The sequence below is a fragment of the Synechococcus sp. BIOS-E4-1 genome, from assembly GCF_014279995.1.
Lineage (GTDB): Bacteria > Cyanobacteriota > Cyanobacteriia > PCC-6307 > Cyanobiaceae > Synechococcus_C.
Genome location: NZ_CP047935.1, coordinates 395,842 through 410,749 on the forward strand (window position 1 = coordinate 395,842; position 14,908 = coordinate 410,749).

A 14,908-nucleotide genomic window follows, 5' to 3' on the forward strand; every position below is an offset into this window, starting at 1 on the left:
AGAGGTCTGCCTAGGATCCTGTTGTCTCGTCCCCTTCAGGGTCGCCACCTCCGGAGTTCTGTTTGACTCTCGCGAGTACTCCCCTCGCAGTTGCTGTCGGGATCTTCGTCTCGTCGACGTTGATCACCACAGCGATTGCGCCAATGGTGAGGCGGCTCGGACTCAGGCACGGCTTTACTGATACTCCCGACGAACGCAAGCAGCACAGCGTTCCGATGGTTCGTCTCGGCGGCATCGCCATGGTGCTCGGATTCTGCCTTGCGCTTGGTTTGACCTGGTTATTCGGGGGGTTTGGCATGCTGACCCCAGCCCGTGATCAGCTCATCTGGACAACCCTGGCTGGATCACTGTGCTTTTTCGTGATCGGCCTTGCCGACGATCTCTTTTCCTTGTCTCCCTGGCCGCGCCTGGCTGGGCAGGTCGCTGTTGCTGTGGTGGTCTGGTCACAGGGCGTTCAAATCGGTGCGATTGACCTGCCCTGGCTCTCCAGCAGCGCCGAAGCCGTCATCCTGCCTGATGTGATCAGTCTTCTTGCCACTGTGATCTGGCTTGTCGGCATCACCAATGCGATCAACTGGCTGGATGGACTCGACGGTTTGGCAGCCGGCGTCGCCGGTATTGCTGCGATCGGCCTGGTGTCAGTCAGCTTCTCTCTGCATCAGGTAGCAGCAGCTTTCCTGGCAGCATCTCTGGCTGGATGCTGTCTTGGATTCCTCAGACATAACTTCAATCCCGCCCGTATTTTCATGGGCGATGGAGGCTCCTATTTCCTGGGATTCAGTCTCGCGGCGATCAGCATCGTTGGGCCTGCCAAGGGACTCACAACGGTCAGCCTGCTATTGCCGCTGCTGATCCTTTCCCTGCCTCTGGCAGACATGTCAGCGGTGATCATGGGGCGCTTGCGCTCCGGCCGTTCACCTTTTTATCCAGACCGTCGCCATCTGCACCATCGTTTGCTGCGTGCAGGATTCAGTCATCGCAGAACCGTCCTGCTGATTTACGTCTTCACCCAGTGGTTGGCGTCGATCGCCATGGTGGTGGCCAATGTGGAAATGCGGTTCCTCTGGCTGGCATTGGCCACAGCGATTCTCGTGGGAACCGTGATGGTGATGCAGCGTCATCGCCACAGTGAGATTGCACTTGAGGCGTCTGAGCAGGAACCTCAGCAAGAGTGCGCCCAGTCGTGCTGTTCGGATTCCCGTGGCTGAAGCATCCCCTCCCTCTGGGGTGGAGATTCTCTGCATCGGAACCGAGCTGCTGCTCGGCAACATTGTTAACGGCAATGCACGCTGGCTTGCAGAGCAACTGGCAACGCTTGGATTGCCTCATTACCGACAAACCGTCGTGGGGGACAACCGTGAACGTTTGATCGCTGAGGTGCAGGCCATCTCCCGCCGTTCACGGGTGCTGATCACCACCGGAGGCCTGGGTCCGACGCCCGACGACCTCACCACCGAAGCGATTGCCGCTGCGTTCTCCACAGCGTTGGAGGAGCGCCATGAGGTCTGGGACGACATCACTGCCAAAGCCCGCAGTCGCGGCCGGCAGGCTGGACCCGAGACACGCCGGCAGGCTTTATTGCCGCTTAGTGCAGCTCTTCTCCCTAACGCCACTGGAACGGCTCCAGGAATGATCTGGTCCCCGGTGGAGGGATTCACTGTGCTCACCTTCCCAGGAGTGCCCAGCGAGATGAGGGCGATGTGGCAAGCCACTGCAGTGCCGTGGTTTGAACAATCCGGGCTGTCCAAAGGAGTGTTCAGCAGTCGATTGATGCGTTTTTGGGGCATCGGTGAGTCCAGCCTTGCTGAGCAGCTCCATGATCTGCTGGATCAGACCAATCCCACGGTGGCTCCCTATGCCGGTCGTGGTGAGGTCAAACTGCGCATCACGGCCCATGCCTCAGCCGAAGTTGAGGCTCTGAGGCTGCTGGATTCCACAGAAGCTGAGCTGCGTCAACGCACCGGCAAGCTCTGTTTTGGCTGTGATGAGCAGTCGCTGGCTTGTGTGGTGCTCGAACAGCTGCGCATGCGGAAACAAACGCTTGCGGTCGCTGAATCCTGCACCGGCGGTGGGCTGGGGGCTGAACTCACGGCGGTCCCAGGATCCTCCGATGTTCTGCTGGGCGGAGTGATTGCCTACTCCAATGCCGTCAAACAGCATTTGCTAGGTGTTTCAGCGGAGCTTCTTGAGCAGTTCGGGGCGGTCAGTGATCCTGTGGCTCAAGCCATGGCGGAGGGGGCGCGTCGCGTCACGGGGAGCGACTGGTCGATGGCGATCACAGGTATTGCCGGCCCTGGGGGTGGCACAGATGAGAAGCCTGTTGGGTTGGTGCACATCGCCGTCGCTGGTCCCGATGGTTGTTTCAGTCAGCCCATCCGTCTGGGTGAAACGCGCGGAAGGAACTGGGTCCGGACCGTGAGCGTCGGAGAGGCTCTCAATCGATTGCGGTTGCGTCTGATGGAGGCTGGGTAATGGATGTCGGCGATTAGTGTTGGCTGTTGACGGCTGACATCGGATGAGCAGCGGAACCCTCTACGACAAGGTTTGGGATCTGCATTGCGTCGCGGATCTTCCCGGAGGTGCCACGCAGCTGTTCATCGGTCTGCATCTGATTCACGAGGTCACCAGTCCTCAGGCGTTTGCAGCCCTGGATGACAAGGGACTGCCGGTGCGCTGTCCTGAACGAACCGTCGCCACGGTGGATCACATTGTTCCGACCATCAGTCAGGAACGCCCCTTCTCCGATCCGTTGGCTGAGGAGATGCTGAGCACGCTCGAGCGCAATTGCGCCCGACATGGCATCACCCTCAACGGCCTGGGTAGCGGTCGCCAGGGAATCGTGCATGTGATCGCGCCGGAACTGGGCTTGACCCAGCCGGGGATGACAGTTGCCTGCGGCGATTCCCACACCTCCACGCATGGAGCTTTTGGCGCCATCGCCTTCGGCATCGGCACAAGCCAGGTGCGTGATGTGCTCGCCAGCCAGAGCCTGGCCATGAGCAAGCTCAAGGTGCGTCGTATCTGGGTTGAGAACCGACTCGCTGATGGCGTTTTCGCCAAGGATCTGATCCTGCATGTGATTCGCACCCTGGGTGTGAAGGCTGGGGTGGGTTACGCCTATGAGTTCGCAGGACCTGCGATTGAGGTTCTGTCGATGGAAGAGCGCATGACTCTCTGCAACATGGCGATTGAGGGAGGTGCGCGCTGCGGTTACGTCAATCCGGATCAGATCACCTTCGACTATCTGCAGGGTCGCGCCGAGGCTCCATCAGCGGAGATCTGGGACCGTGCCGTCGCCTGGTGGAGTTCCCTCGCCTCCGATCCCGATGCGAGTTTCGATGATGAAATTCGCTTCGATGCTGCTGCTATTGCTCCCACGGTGACCTGGGGCATCACGCCTGGACAGGGCATTGGTGTTGATGAACGTGTGCCGATCTCAGAGCAGCTCGACCCGGCTGATCGTCCGATCGCAGAAGAGGCCTATCGCTACATGGATCTGGCTCCTGGTCAGCCCATTGAAGGAGTGCCTGTTGATGTCTGTTTCATCGGCAGTTGCACCAATGGTCGTCTCAGTGATCTTCAGGCCGCGGCGGCTGTGGCTCGCGGTCGGCATGTCGCCGAAGGCATCAAGGCTTTTGTGGTGCCCGGTTCGGAACAGGTGGCTCGTGCCGCGATCAAGGAAGGCCTTGATCAGGTGTTTCGCGACGCTGGTTTTGAGTGGCGTGAGCCTGGCTGTTCGATGTGTCTGGCGATGAACCCTGACCGTCTTGAAGGCAGCCAGATCAGTGCCAGTTCAAGCAACCGTAATTTCAAGGGACGCCAGGGTTCCGCCAGTGGCCGGACTTTGTTGATGAGTCCGGCCATGGTTGCTGCAGCTGCCATCGCCGGACGGGTGAGCGATGTGCGTCAGCTGAGCTAAGACCGCACTGCATTCAGTTCCATCCCGCTGTTGATTTTTTCTCCCCACGCTGATTGTTCTGTGATGACTGAGACCATTGCCTTCCCTCAGGGCCCGATCGGTCGTGTGTCGGGTCGTGGACTTGTGCTGCGGGGTGATGACATCGATACCGACCGGATCATCCCAGCCCGCTTTCTCAAATGTGTGAGCTTTGAAGCTCTGGGGGAACAGGCCTTTGCCGATGACCGCAAGGAACTTGCCGGTGCACACCCCTTTGACCAGGCGGAGCATCAGGGAGCGTCGATCCTGGTTGTAAATGACAATTTCGGCTGTGGTTCAAGTCGTGAACATGCGCCGCAGTCACTGATGCGCTGGGGGATCCGTGCCGTTCTGGGGGTCAGTTACGCCGAGATCTTTCATGGCAATTGCCTCGCCCTGGGAATTCCCTGTGCCACGGCCACAGCTGATCAGATCCATGCTCTTCAGGATGCGGTGGCGGCGGATCCCACCGCTGAATGGACGCTTGATCTCCAGGCGCTCACCTTCAGTGATGGATCAACCTCACAGACCATTGCTCTGGCTTCAGGTGCTTTGGACATGCTTCGTACCGGCCAGTGGGATGCCACAGGGCAGCTCGTGGCCAGAGATGCGGAGCTGACCCGCACGATGGCGGCACTCCCTTATTTGCATGGTTTCTGAGCTGGTGGTCCATGCCTATGAATGGACCACGGCAAATAGCGACCAGATTGTCTAAGACTGAGACAGAGGCACTGCTGCCATGAATCAGTTCAGACCTGTTCCCCTAGCTGCTGTCCTTCTGGTCAGCGCACTGACCCCCGTCGCTGCCAATGCTGAACCTGTTCAGTCATTGCTTGTACAGCCCCATGGATCTGCCAGAGAGCGATTGCTGAACAGTGGTGTCTGTTACGGCTGTGATCTGCGCTCGGCTCGATTGCAGGGTGCCCACCTGATCGGCGCTGACCTTCGTGATGCCGACCTCCGAAATGCCGATCTGCGCGAAGCCAACCTGGAAGGCGCAGACCTTAGTGGAGCCCGTCTCGATGGCGCTGATCTGCAGGGAGCGCAACTGAGTAACGCGGATCTCTCGGGAACCGATCTGCGCCGTGCTGATCTCCGTGGAGCTGTTGTGATCAATGCCTATGCGCCGGATGTTCGCACCGATGGAATGCGTTTTGCAGGTGCAGACCTGACCGGCAGCCATCTGATTTATGGGGGTGGACCGGACTAGGGCGGGTTCTGTTCAGAATGGTCGCCGTTCAAGTTCGTTGGGCAGATTGCGTGGTGTGTAGGGGATGAAGGGCTGTCCAGTCCCTGTGAAATTGAAGTCATTCAGGCGGAAGCGGAAACCGCCGATGCCTTCATAGGGGTTGAAGTAGAAACCAAGGTCATAGCTGCGGCGCTGCCAGCGCAGCTCGATGTTGGAATTGATCACATTGCCGTAGAACTCGGAGTTGGGATCAATGTTCACGCCAATGCCTGCATTCAGAAGCAAGGGCCCAGCAAGCTGCTGAGTGATGCCGATGCCGAGAGTTGCGAGGTCCACCGCTTGGTCAAATTCAAACGGACTGTCTCCGTCTTTGAGGGTGCCTCCACCGGCGATGGACAGTTGGGTGTAGTCAAGAAAAGGCTTGCTGAATGTGCCCAGCGTGAGGGTTGGTCCCCCGGTGAGGCTGAGGGTGCTCTGATTCTTCCCATTACCGAAAGCAGCAAGAGAAGTGTTGATATTGGTGCGCAGTGTGAGGCCGGGCACGATGGCTACCGGCGAGTAGCGATAGGCCGCTTCGGGTGTGAGTGCAGCAGGTTTGCCGCGCCAGAGTGGATAGCTGCTGTTCAGCGAACCGTAGAAATTAGCGCGTGTGGTGTCGATGAGGTTGGTGCTCGTGAAGCTCTCCGCCTGGTAATTGCCGAGGCCAAAGCGCCAGATGTAGTTGTTTGAGAGCTTGCCCCATCGCCAGTCGCCTCTCTGCTCAGCAAAGGCGCCGTAAGCGCTGTACACGTCGGTCTCGCCGAGTGAGCCGTTCCAGGTGCGGTAGCGATAGGCACCGAAGAAACGGGTTTCCACCTCGCCAAGCAAGGGCAGCTTGATGAAGCGATTCACATTGCCCCAGAAACGGCTGCCATTCATGAAATTGCTTGGACTGAACGTGCTGATGTCGGCTTCAGCCTTGACGTTCAGGCCCAGCAGCTCCCCACTGAGTTCGGCCTCGAGGCCAAACAGGTCTCCGAAGGCATTGCCCTGTCTGACCTTTGAGCTGTCGATGGATGTGCCCGGCGCCACGTAGCTTTTGTTGCCGCCGTCGATAGCTCGCTGCAGCAGGAACTGAGGTTGTAGATCGAGGCTGATGTTGTCCGCCAGTTCGATGGATTCAAGCTCGCGGCCAACAAAGAAACCACTGCGATCGTCGTTGTCGATGCCCAACACCCAGCGGTTCACAACCTCTTCCTGTTTCTGAATTCTCTGCGTTCTGGAGACAGGAATGGGCAACCGCTCTTCAACGATCAGGCGGTTGCGTTGACTCTTGATCAGGATGTCTCCGTTCTCTTGTTCCGTGGCCACCACATCCTCCGCATCAATGCGCGTCTGCGCCGGTGTGTAGGGATCATTGGTGAAGCTCATGCGGTTGGCCGTCCACCCCTCGGGGGTGAACTCCACTTGGGCCGCCTGGATGCGCCAACGGCTGATTTCGCCTGTGATCAGTTCACTTTTCCCCCGTTTATTGAGTTGGGAGGGCTTCACCCCGCCGTAGCGATTGGCGGCCAGAACTTCGCTGTTGCGCAAGTTGTCACCGCCACCCTGGCTTTGTTCGATCACCAGCCGCTGTTGCAGCTGAATACTGCTGATCCGTTGATCGATGGCTGCGATGGCCGCGCTGCGACGTTTCTCCTGTTCCGCTGGCGAGAGATTCGAGTTTTCGGTCTGGGCTGAAGGCTGTGCGACATCTGCAGCGGCAGAGTTGACCTCTGCCTCACGCAAAGGATTCCCCAGGGTGATGTCTTCGAGCTGTGCGCTCAGGCTCTGTGACTGGCTCTTTGCTGCGCGGTCGGAATCAGGACAACCCAGCGGTGGGGGTGCTTCGGGAGCCAGTGGCTCGGGTTGATCCTGCCCCCATCGGTAGCGCAGTCCAATCAGATAAGCGTTGCTGCCCTCCTTCACGCCGCTGTAGGCCCCGAAGGCTCCAGATCGATGGTGAATGCGGCCCACCATGGAAAGCTCCGGAGACACCGCTGCTTCCAGTTCGAAAGCGAGATAGTTGAGCAGATTCGCGTAATTCTCGCGGTAGGTGCGCTCGTAATTGCTGACCGCAGAGTTGTAGCTGATGCCTTCGACGAAGCCGAGGCTGAGCCAGGGTTGCACCCACAGGCGCGCACCAATGCCGAGGATGCCTTCGCCGAAGGTCTGGGACGGGGTATTGGCGTTGGGAATGGTCTGATTGAACGGGCCCCCTTGCTGTTCATAGGCCTGGTGGGCAAACAGATCAGCTTCGAGCTCCAGTTGCAGTGGTCCTGCTCGCCAGATGCGTTTCTGCATGCTGACTCCCAGCAGATACTCAGGACGCATCCTTCCGTTGAACAGGAAGGTGTCGCCGAAGTTGGAATCGATCATCTGTCCGCCCCAGGCGGTGATGGCCCAGGGGTGCGGATGCCAGTCGGGGATGGGTGGGATGGCCGGTGGGCAAGCCATGCCCTTGTCGGCCTCTGCTTCTGGCTTGCTGGTGTTCGGAACCAGCCATTCTTCGCTGGGAAGCGGCTGCTCAACGGTCCAGAAGCTCTCATCATCTCCCTGAGGGCTGATGCGATTGGCCGTGAATGACTCCAGGTCGATGTCGATGGCTGACGGGAATCCCAGGCCAGTGCTTTCAATGACAGGCAGCAGCCCGGTTTGGCTTGGATCCTCAGCAGGGACCTCAACCGATGACGGTGTGTTGGGAGGCGGTGCTGTTGGGCTGCTTGCCAGTGGGTTGAACTCCACTGCAGCGGTATCCAGATCGAGAACGCCATAAACGTCCTCCATCGAACCGCTGCCCTGGATCAGGCTGAATCGCAGCCTGCTGGCCTGAAAATACTGAGCACCCTTGCGATAACGCACACTGCCGCGAGCGAACAGGCTGTTGAAGTTCGTGTCGAACTCGAGGCGATCCGCCTGCAGCACTCCGCCATTGATCTCAGCACTGACATTGCCTTCAGCTACGAACAGCTGACGCCTGGCGTCGTAGGTCTGGCGGTCGGCCCTGAGGCGTAATTCAGGGGGAGGCTGAACAACTGAATCAGGCTCTGCAACCTCGGTTTGCTCTGCATCGGCTTGCTCTGCCCTGGCTCGCTCTGCCTCGGTCGGCAACGCCTCAATAACGCCATCATCGTCAGCGAACTGTTCCACACCCTCGGGGGGAATCACTCCGAAGTCGATCAGGTCTTCAATGCCTTCGGATCGTGCTGGACCGCCAAGGACTGCAGCAACAGCCAGAAGTCCCGTGATCGTGATGGGAGATCGGGAGGCCGGCAAATCCGCTCAGGAGTGGCTGGTGATCCTCACACGAGCATCCTCCGCATCTGTCCTGGAATGACCAGTGCTTTTCGTGACCCCTGAACGGTGTCCGTTCAGATCACGTCTGCACTCAATCTTCCAGGTCCTTGCGACTCGGGGTGCGGCTCGGGTCACTCGCCAAAAATCCAAAGACGAAGATCCCGATAAAAAAGAAGACGACCGAGTAAACGGAAATCTTGAGGGCGAGCATGGAGACCGACCGGCGTCTGGGATAGCGCCATCATCTTATGGGTCAAGGTTGTGAGATCACGATGCAGCCCCCTCTACAGCCCCGGCGATTGGCGTGGATTGAAACGTTTCGAAGTCGCAGCCGCCTTGATCGGCTCCCTTTTTGGCATCGGTGCGGCGATTTCCATAGACATTCCGTCCTTGAAGAGCCCTGGGGGGCACAGCATCGACCTGACTGGGCGCAGCGCGGACTGTTGATCTGGCCAAGAGGGGGCGTCTGGTTGCGAATCGAGCAGACCATGACCTGGCCGGAGCACTGGCAACACTGTGAAGACAGCCTTGAACGGCTTGTGCTCAGCTGGTGGGCAGACCAGGTGCGGCTCTGGGTGGATGGGGTTCTCGTGCATGAAGGGGACTTGTTTGACACCCGTTGCCGCTGGAAGCTGCCGGCTCACTGGAGGCATGGGACAGAGCTGAAGTTGCTTCTGGAGCTGCGCAGTCCTTGTCATGACGATGGCGCACTGATCAGAAGCGATCTGGTCCGGGAGCCCGCGCTGCCCGCTCTTGATCCCCAGGGGTGTCTGCTTCCCCAGGCCCTTGAACTCACGGGCATCAAGACAGAGTCGCTGCCCGAGATGTGGCTTGATTGCGATCCCCTCTCCAACAAGGCGGTGGCCCTGGTTGATCAACACCTCGCAGGGCAGGCTCGTGCCAGCGGTGGACTGCACTGGGTGGGTCATGCCCATCTGGATCTGGCCTGGTTGTGGCCTGTTGCTGACACCTGGCAGGCGGCGGAACGCACTTTTCGGTCCGCTTTGCATCTCATGGAGCTCTTCCCGGAGCTGCATTTCGCCCATTCCACCCCGGCCCTGTACGAGTGGGTGGAGCGTCACCGCCCTGCGCTGTTTACACGCATCCAGAAGGCCAGTCGTCTGGGACGTTGGGAGCCCATCAACGGTCCCTGGGTTGAGACCGACTGTGTTCTTGTCAGCACGGCCTCTCTCTGGCGGCAATTTGCACTGGGTCAGGAGACCAGTCAGAGGCAGTTCCCTGAGTGGCGACATGACCTGGCCTGGTTGCCGGACAGTTTTGGATTTGCGTCCGGGCTGCCGGCCGTTGCACACGCCACCGGCGTTCGCTGGTTCTGCACGCACAAACTGGCCTGGAATGCCACCAACGTTTTCCCGCACCGTCTTTTTCGCTGGCAAGGCCGCGGTGGCGCTGAGTTGCTGGCCTTGATGTTGCCAGGCATCGGCACGGATGCCGATCCTGTGGCCATGCAGCAGGAACAGCAGCGTTTCCGGGTCAAGACAGGGGTGGATCAGGCGCTGTGGTTGCCAGGGGTTGGTGATCACGGCGGTGGCCCGACCAGGGAAATGCTGGAAGAGATGAAGCTCTGGCAAGACCATCCTCAGACCGCCCCACACAGAGCAGGCACGGTTCGCGAGTACCTGAAGCAGCTTGAGCCGCTCAGGCCATCGTTACCCGTGTGGAGAGATGAGCTGTACTTGGAGCTGCATCGGGGCTGTGCCACATCACGCCCGGATCAGAAACGACACAACCGCACCCTGGAGAGGTTGTTGCGGGAGGCGGATGTGGTGGAGGCTCTGGGGGCTGAACCCAGGCAGCGCCGAGACTGGCAGATACTGCTGTTCCAGCAGTTTCACGACATCCTCCCTGGAACATCCATTCCCGAGGTGTTTGATCAGGCGGAGCATCAATGGCGAGGTGCGCGCCGTCGTGCAGCAATGGCGCGGACTGCCGGTCTCCATCAGTTGTTCAGTCGTGCATCCTCGGATGACTCAAGGCCTGAACAAAGCTGTCAACGCTGGGCCTGGTGCGGCCTTCAGCCTCTGCAGCGCTGGTCTCCCCTGGTTCGTCTGCCGCGCGGCGGCTGGTGTTGTGAGGGCAAGAACCTGCCATCACAGGCGGCTCCGGGCGGGGATCTGTGGGTGCAGTTGCCGGAGGCAAAGGGGATTACGGCCTTGCCACTGGAGTGTTATTCAGACCCCCCAGCGGTTGCCACAGCTGCTGCTGTGCGGAATCCGGTGCGGGTCCAGCTCATTGCTGAGCAGAGCTGGCGCCTTTGCAACAGTCTACTGATGATTGAGCTGGATCACAGGGGATTGACCCGACTGCAGGATCAGCAGGGTGTTGATCAGCTCTCGGCGCCACTGCAGTTCAGGCGCTACCGCGACCACGGTGAGTTCTGGGATGCCTGGGATCTGGCCGCGGATTACCCGCAGCACCAACTGCCGATGGCTGCGGAATGGCAGGTGGAGCTGGTGGAGCAGGGCCCTCTGGTGGCCAGGATCGTGCTGCGCAGCTCAATCGAGAGCAGTGCGATGCGTCTGGATGTGCTGCTGCGAGCTGATAGCCCCGCCGTTGAACTGCAACTGACCATCGACTGGCGGCAGACCCATGAACTGCTTCGCATGGTCTGTCCCCTGGTCAGGCCAGCTGTTCGCTGGGCGGCGGACACCAGCGGCGGTGTGATCGAACGACCCGCTGTTGCCTTGACGCCCTGGGAACACGCCCGTTGGGAGCTGCCTGTGATCTCCTGGTTGGCGAGTGAGGAAGCAGCCTCGGGTGGTGGGCTTGGCGTCCTGCTCGACGGTCCTCAGGGTGTTGATGCCGGACCGAATCATCTGGGAGTGTCCCTCTTGCGCGGGCCGACCTGGCCTGATCCATCGGCTGATCAGCGATTGCATCGTCATCGCCTCGCCCTGATGCCAGTGTCTCGGGGCTGGTATCGGGATGGCCTCACACAGGCAGCCATTCAATTCCGTGAACCCGGGTGGCTGGGTCCAATCGAACTGTGTCGTCGTTGGGAGGGTTTTCCGGCACTGCCTGAGACATTGGTGCCGGTCTCCATACGAGTGGATCAGTCTGCTGGGGCTGTCAAAGGCGCTGTTCTGCTCCAGCTGCTCAACCCAGGCAGCGCAAGGGTGAACTGGTCGCCCGGTGACGAGGGCTGGTGGGTTCAGGATCAACAGCACTCAACAGTGATCTCTCCAGGAGCACTGCAAGAGCTTCGCTTGGCCCCTCAGTCGTCATGATCATCAAAGGGATCATCCAGGCGCTTCGACGGTGGCCCGAAGGCTGTGTAAACGCCAAAACCGGTGAGCCCAAACAGAGCCGTAAGCACGGCAATCGACACCGACAGCGCCGGGGAGGAGCTTTCCATCAAATCTCGCGACAGGATCGACCCTGTTACGGGTCGGGACCCTTACAGTATCGGAACTGAACTTCACCCGAGACCTCAGGGCCGCTATGGCACAACGCACTCGTTTGGGCGATCTGCTCCGTCCACTCAATTCCGAGTACGGCAAGGTTGTCCCCGGCTGGGGAACGACTCCTGTCATGGGCATCTTCATGGTGCTGTTTCTGGTTTTCCTGCTGGTGATTCTTCAGCTCTACAACCAGTCTCTGATCCTCGAGGGAATCAACGTGAACTGGAACGGCGGCGCCTGATTCGGCCCACTCATCCCCTTCCATGAACATCTTCGGCATCGGACTCCCTGAGATGGCCGTCATCGGAGCAGTCGCGCTTCTGGTGTTCGGCCCAAAGCGCCTGCCTGAATTTGGCCGGACGCTTGGCAAGACCCTGAAAGGATTTCAGACGGCTTCGAAGGAGTTCGAACGGGAAATCAGCAAGGCGATGGCAGATCCAGAGGAACTTCCATCCTCCTCACCAACGGATTCAGCATCATCATCCAAGGGTTCTGAGGACTGACCGGTGATCCAGCGTGGAGACCTCCGTCTGGTGGTCGGACTTGGCAATCCCGGTGAAAAATATTCATCGACCCGCCACAACGTCGGGTTCATGGCTCTTGAACTGCTCACAGACCGTGAAGGTGGGCGTTTTAAGCCGATGTCCAAGCTTCAGGGTGATCTCGCTGATGTCGGTTCAGGTTGTGATCGACTCAGGCTGCTGATGCCACAGACGTATATGAACGACAGCGGGCGTTCGATCCGTGCGGCACTGGATTGGTTTGATCTAGGGATTCACCAGTTGATCGTGCTCGTCGATGACATGGATCTGCCGCTAGGACGGCTGCGCCTGCGCGCGCAGGGAGGTGCTGGTGGACATAACGGTCTGAAGAGCACCATTCAGCACCTCGGCACACAGGAGTTCGCCCGCCTTCGCATTGGCATCGGCGCTCCCGGCCGCAATCCCGAGGAGCGTCGTGCCCGCATGATCTCCCATGTTCTCGGTCAGTTCAACCGTGCTGAGGAACCTCTGCTCCAGGACGTGCTGCGCGAAGTGTTGTCAGGCCTCGATCACATTCAGCGACAAGGCCTGGATCGGGCTGGGAATGCCATCAATGCAGTGAATCTGGCTCCTGCTGTTGATGGCGAACCGGCCTGATGGCGCCCCTGCCTGTCACCACAGCTCATCTCCGGGTGCACCAGCACAGCTTCCGAGACAAATGTCTGCAGGGAGAGGTTCAGGCGGGTGGCTTTACCTGGACCTTTCACTGGTTGTTTGACCGGGGTGAGCTGAGCGTGGAGCCCTCCCTGGGCAGAGCGCTGATTCAGGACGCGTTGCTTCGGTTCCTTGTGAAATCCGACTACAGGCTTGAAGCCGGCGGTGACTACAGCTTTACGGTGCGAGCCCGTTTCTGAGTGGGGCTGGACCAGGCCAGAGGATCTCGCGACCGAGCTCGGATTCAAGAATCACCAGGGCTGCAAGGGCATCCAGTTCGGTGGGTGGTAGCAGCAGGCCTCGGGGGATCAATCGCCGCCATCCCTTGGGGGGCCACAGCTGCCAATACCGCTTGCGTGCCTGAAGTGTGGTGCCGCGCTCATCCACCAGCTTGACGGGAAGATCTTCAGGCAGCTGCTCTCTCAAGCTGTCGCTGGCTGTGCCATTTCCCAGCACCATGCCTTCAATGGGTGCGATCTGCTTCCAGCACTGAAGAGTGTCCCGTACATCCTCAGTTGCAACCACTCGCCCTTCGATGACGCAGTTATTGCCGCAATCGACCAGGACAAGGCCGCACTTGTTGCGTCCAGGGTCAACCGAGACGATCCAGCTCATGGAGTGTCGTCCTGGAGCGTCGATCTTGGGCGCAGCCGGCGGCTCGGACGCAGCTCGATGGCAATGGGATCGGCGGTTTCACTGCGCCGCACGGCCACCGCTTCGAGTTCAACCAGTCCACCACTGCGTTCGGTCAGCTCCCGGGCAAGCGTGTTGACGCCGTTGGCATCAAATTGAAGTCCCTGGCTGAGCGACCCCCGTCGGCGTACCTCTGCCAGGGTGGATGCCAACAGCAGGTTGATGCGGTTTCGCACCGCTTCCGGGTTGGTGTCCTGGCTGGCAAGAGTGGTTCTGGCCAGAACTTCTCCCTCAATGGTGATGGCCACATTGGGACGTACATCCGGGAAGGCGTAAACCACTCGCTCACCACGCAGCACATTGGCCGCTGAGCGCAGCAGCACCACCCAGGTGCCAGGTTTTCGGATGGCTTTTTCCAGTCTTTCAATGTCCTGGCGGGGCACGAGGATGATCTGGCGATCAGGTGCCTGTCCTGGCAGAACTTTCTGAAAGGCCTGCAGATTGGCTTCCCGCAACACCTGGTCAATCACTTGCCGGGCTTGATCAGGACGATCCAGCTTGAGCGTGACGGTGGCCAGTGGCTGACCACTGCTGATGGCCACATCTCCACGCCGCAGTGCCAGCAGGTTCTCCTCCAGTTGCTGGAGCTCCGCTTCACCGGAGCTGATGCGTTCGCGCACCGCCTGAAGTTCATCATCCGTGCGCTGGATTTCCGCATCGCGGTTGCGCACGTCCTGGCTGAGTCTCTGTCGTTCAGCTTCAAGTCGGCGCGTCTGTTCCTGCAGCGGTTGAAGTGTGCTGCGCAGCTCACCGGCCCGGGCCTCTGCATCAGCCAGGATCTTCCTGGCTTTGATTTCATCGGCGCGAGCCTCCTCGAGTTGTTGACGGGCCTTGCGTTGAGCCTTGCGGCTTCCTTTCAGATCTGAGCGACTGCTGCGCAGGCGTGCTTCCAGGTCGTTGAGTTCAAACAGTCCAACCCGCAGCTGACGGCTCACCAGCAGCATCAGCCCCAGCGACAGGGCGCTGATCAGGCTCCCCGTCAGCACTGTGATCACCACCGCGGTTTGACGTGGGCGAAGACCAAAAAGGCTCAGCCGGGCCTTGCCGACCCTTGAACCCAGTCGATCACCAAGGGTGGAGAGCACCCCCCCGAGGATCAACAGGGACAGCAGCAGAAGCCAGCCGGTCACGGACGGTCAAACATGCGGCAGGCCGC

The 14,908-nt window shown here is 59.7% G+C and carries 16 protein-coding genes; 10 read left to right on the top strand and 6 right to left on the bottom strand.

The annotated features are described in order from the left end of the window. The first annotated feature begins 62 nt into the window (after positions 1-62). The 5 genes from SynBIOSE41_RS01710 to SynBIOSE41_RS01730 all read left to right on the top strand — a co-directional run bounded on the left by SynBIOSE41_RS01710 (position 63) and on the right by SynBIOSE41_RS01730 (position 5,147). On the top strand, positions 63-1,208 hold the full coding sequence (locus tag SynBIOSE41_RS01710) for an MraY family glycosyltransferase (RefSeq protein ID WP_186539404.1): 1,146 nt from the start codon (positions 63-65) through the stop codon (positions 1,206-1,208). Beyond that, a complete protein-coding gene (locus SynBIOSE41_RS01715; RefSeq protein WP_186539405.1) occupies positions 1,201-2,472 on the top strand; it encodes a competence/damage-inducible protein A in 1,272 nt (423 codons plus the stop codon). Before SynBIOSE41_RS01710 ends, SynBIOSE41_RS01715 begins: the two co-directional genes overlap by 8 nt. Before the next feature lie 43 nt (positions 2,473-2,515). After that, positions 2,516-3,919, top strand: a complete 1,404-nt coding sequence (leuC, locus tag SynBIOSE41_RS01720) for a 3-isopropylmalate dehydratase large subunit (RefSeq protein WP_186539406.1) — start codon at positions 2,516-2,518, stop codon at positions 3,917-3,919. A 63-nt stretch (positions 3,920-3,982) separates the two neighbouring features. After that, on the top strand, positions 3,983-4,597 hold the full coding sequence (locus SynBIOSE41_RS01725) for a 3-isopropylmalate dehydratase small subunit 2 (protein WP_186539407.1): 615 nt from the start codon (positions 3,983-3,985) through the stop codon (positions 4,595-4,597). A gap of 79 nt (positions 4,598-4,676) precedes the next feature. Beyond that, on the top strand, positions 4,677-5,147 hold the full coding sequence (locus SynBIOSE41_RS01730) for a pentapeptide repeat-containing protein (protein ID WP_186539408.1): 471 nt from the start codon (positions 4,677-4,679) through the stop codon (positions 5,145-5,147). Between the two features lie 12 nt (positions 5,148-5,159). Here the strand turns inward: SynBIOSE41_RS01730 and SynBIOSE41_RS01735 are convergent, their stop codons facing one another. The 3 genes from SynBIOSE41_RS01735 to SynBIOSE41_RS17905 form a co-directional block, all read right to left on the bottom strand. Then, the gene (locus SynBIOSE41_RS01735; RefSeq protein ID WP_186539409.1) at positions 5,160-8,420 is read right to left on the bottom strand and encodes a DUF3769 domain-containing protein; all 3,261 of its coding nucleotides are present in this window, start codon (positions 8,418-8,420) and stop codon (positions 5,160-5,162) included. Positions 8,421-8,532: 112 nt separating this feature from the next. Continuing rightward, positions 8,533-8,652 carry a photosystem II reaction center protein I gene (locus tag SynBIOSE41_RS01740; RefSeq protein ID WP_006172424.1) on the bottom strand — a complete coding sequence of 40 codons (120 nt, stop codon included), beginning with the start codon at positions 8,650-8,652 and terminating at the stop codon, positions 8,533-8,535. Between the two features lie 56 nt (positions 8,653-8,708). Next, positions 8,709-8,897, bottom strand: a complete 189-nt coding sequence (locus SynBIOSE41_RS17905) for a hypothetical protein (protein WP_255475901.1) — start codon at positions 8,895-8,897, stop codon at positions 8,709-8,711. A gap of 32 nt (positions 8,898-8,929) precedes the next feature. On the opposite strand from SynBIOSE41_RS17905, the gene SynBIOSE41_RS01745 reads away from it, so the two are divergent. Then, positions 8,930-11,689 (top strand): alpha-mannosidase, encoded by a 2,760-nt coding sequence (locus SynBIOSE41_RS01745; protein WP_255475902.1) that lies wholly within the window; start codon positions 8,930-8,932, stop codon positions 11,687-11,689. Here the strand turns inward: SynBIOSE41_RS01745 and psbN are convergent. Beyond that, positions 11,677-11,817, bottom strand: a complete 141-nt coding sequence (gene psbN, locus SynBIOSE41_RS01750) for a photosystem II reaction center protein PsbN (RefSeq protein ID WP_066904736.1) — start codon at positions 11,815-11,817, stop codon at positions 11,677-11,679. The genes SynBIOSE41_RS01745 and psbN overlap by 13 nt on opposite strands. An 86-nt stretch (positions 11,818-11,903) precedes the next feature. Between psbN and psbH the strand changes: the two genes are divergently transcribed. Genes psbH through SynBIOSE41_RS01770 form a run of 4 tightly spaced genes read left to right on the top strand, consistent with a single transcriptional unit; the run spans position 11,904 to position 13,259 of the window. After that, a complete protein-coding gene (psbH, locus tag SynBIOSE41_RS01755) occupies positions 11,904-12,104 on the top strand; it encodes a photosystem II reaction center phosphoprotein PsbH (RefSeq protein WP_066904734.1) in 201 nt (66 codons plus the stop codon). A gap of 22 nt (positions 12,105-12,126) precedes the next feature. Further along, entirely contained in the window at positions 12,127-12,366 is a 240-nt protein-coding gene (locus SynBIOSE41_RS01760; RefSeq protein WP_066904732.1) for a TatA/E family twin arginine-targeting protein translocase, read from the top strand. A 6-nt stretch (positions 12,367-12,372) separates the two neighbouring features. Beyond that, entirely contained in the window at positions 12,373-13,002 is a 630-nt protein-coding gene (gene pth / locus SynBIOSE41_RS01765) for an aminoacyl-tRNA hydrolase (protein WP_186540687.1), read from the top strand. After that, positions 13,002-13,259: a DUF3146 family protein gene (locus SynBIOSE41_RS01770; RefSeq protein ID WP_066904730.1), complete on the top strand. Its 258-nt coding sequence runs from the start codon at positions 13,002-13,004 to the stop codon at positions 13,257-13,259. Before pth ends, SynBIOSE41_RS01770 begins: the two co-directional genes overlap by 1 nt. Here the strand turns inward: SynBIOSE41_RS01770 and SynBIOSE41_RS01775 are convergent. Further along, positions 13,237-13,674: a resolvase gene (locus SynBIOSE41_RS01775; RefSeq protein ID WP_186539411.1), complete on the bottom strand. Its 438-nt coding sequence runs from the start codon at positions 13,672-13,674 to the stop codon at positions 13,237-13,239. The two genes, SynBIOSE41_RS01770 and SynBIOSE41_RS01775, sit on opposite strands and share 23 nt — an antisense overlap. Continuing rightward, a complete protein-coding gene (locus SynBIOSE41_RS01780; RefSeq protein ID WP_186539412.1) occupies positions 13,671-14,882 on the bottom strand; it encodes a DUF3084 domain-containing protein in 1,212 nt (403 codons plus the stop codon). The genes SynBIOSE41_RS01775 and SynBIOSE41_RS01780 overlap by 4 nt, the downstream gene beginning before the upstream one ends. Positions 14,883-14,908: the final 26 nt, after the last annotated feature.

Excerpts from the sequence above, each read along its gene's own strand:
- leuC (WP_186539406.1), top strand. The coding sequence starts at position 2,516 with ATGAGCAGCGGAACCCTCTACGACAAGGTTTGGGATCTGCATTGCGTC.
- SynBIOSE41_RS01725 (WP_186539407.1), top strand. The coding sequence starts at position 3,983 with ATGACTGAGACCATTGCCTTCCCTCAGGGCCCGATCGGTCGTGTGTCG.
- SynBIOSE41_RS01730 (WP_186539408.1), top strand. The coding sequence starts at position 4,677 with ATGAATCAGTTCAGACCTGTTCCCCTAGCTGCTGTCCTTCTGGTCAGC.
- SynBIOSE41_RS01740 (WP_006172424.1), bottom strand. The coding sequence starts at position 8,652 with ATGCTCGCCCTCAAGATTTCCGTTTACTCGGTCGTCTTCTTTTTTATC.
- SynBIOSE41_RS01745 (WP_255475902.1), top strand. The coding sequence starts at position 8,930 with ATGACCTGGCCGGAGCACTGGCAACACTGTGAAGACAGCCTTGAACGG.
- psbN (WP_066904736.1), bottom strand. The coding sequence starts at position 11,817 with ATGGAAAGCTCCTCCCCGGCGCTGTCGGTGTCGATTGCCGTGCTTACG.
- psbH (WP_066904734.1), top strand. The coding sequence starts at position 11,904 with ATGGCACAACGCACTCGTTTGGGCGATCTGCTCCGTCCACTCAATTCC.
- SynBIOSE41_RS01760 (WP_066904732.1), top strand. The coding sequence starts at position 12,127 with ATGAACATCTTCGGCATCGGACTCCCTGAGATGGCCGTCATCGGAGCA.
- SynBIOSE41_RS01770 (WP_066904730.1), top strand. The coding sequence starts at position 13,002 with ATGGCGCCCCTGCCTGTCACCACAGCTCATCTCCGGGTGCACCAGCAC.
- SynBIOSE41_RS01775 (WP_186539411.1), bottom strand. The coding sequence starts at position 13,674 with ATGAGCTGGATCGTCTCGGTTGACCCTGGACGCAACAAGTGCGGCCTT.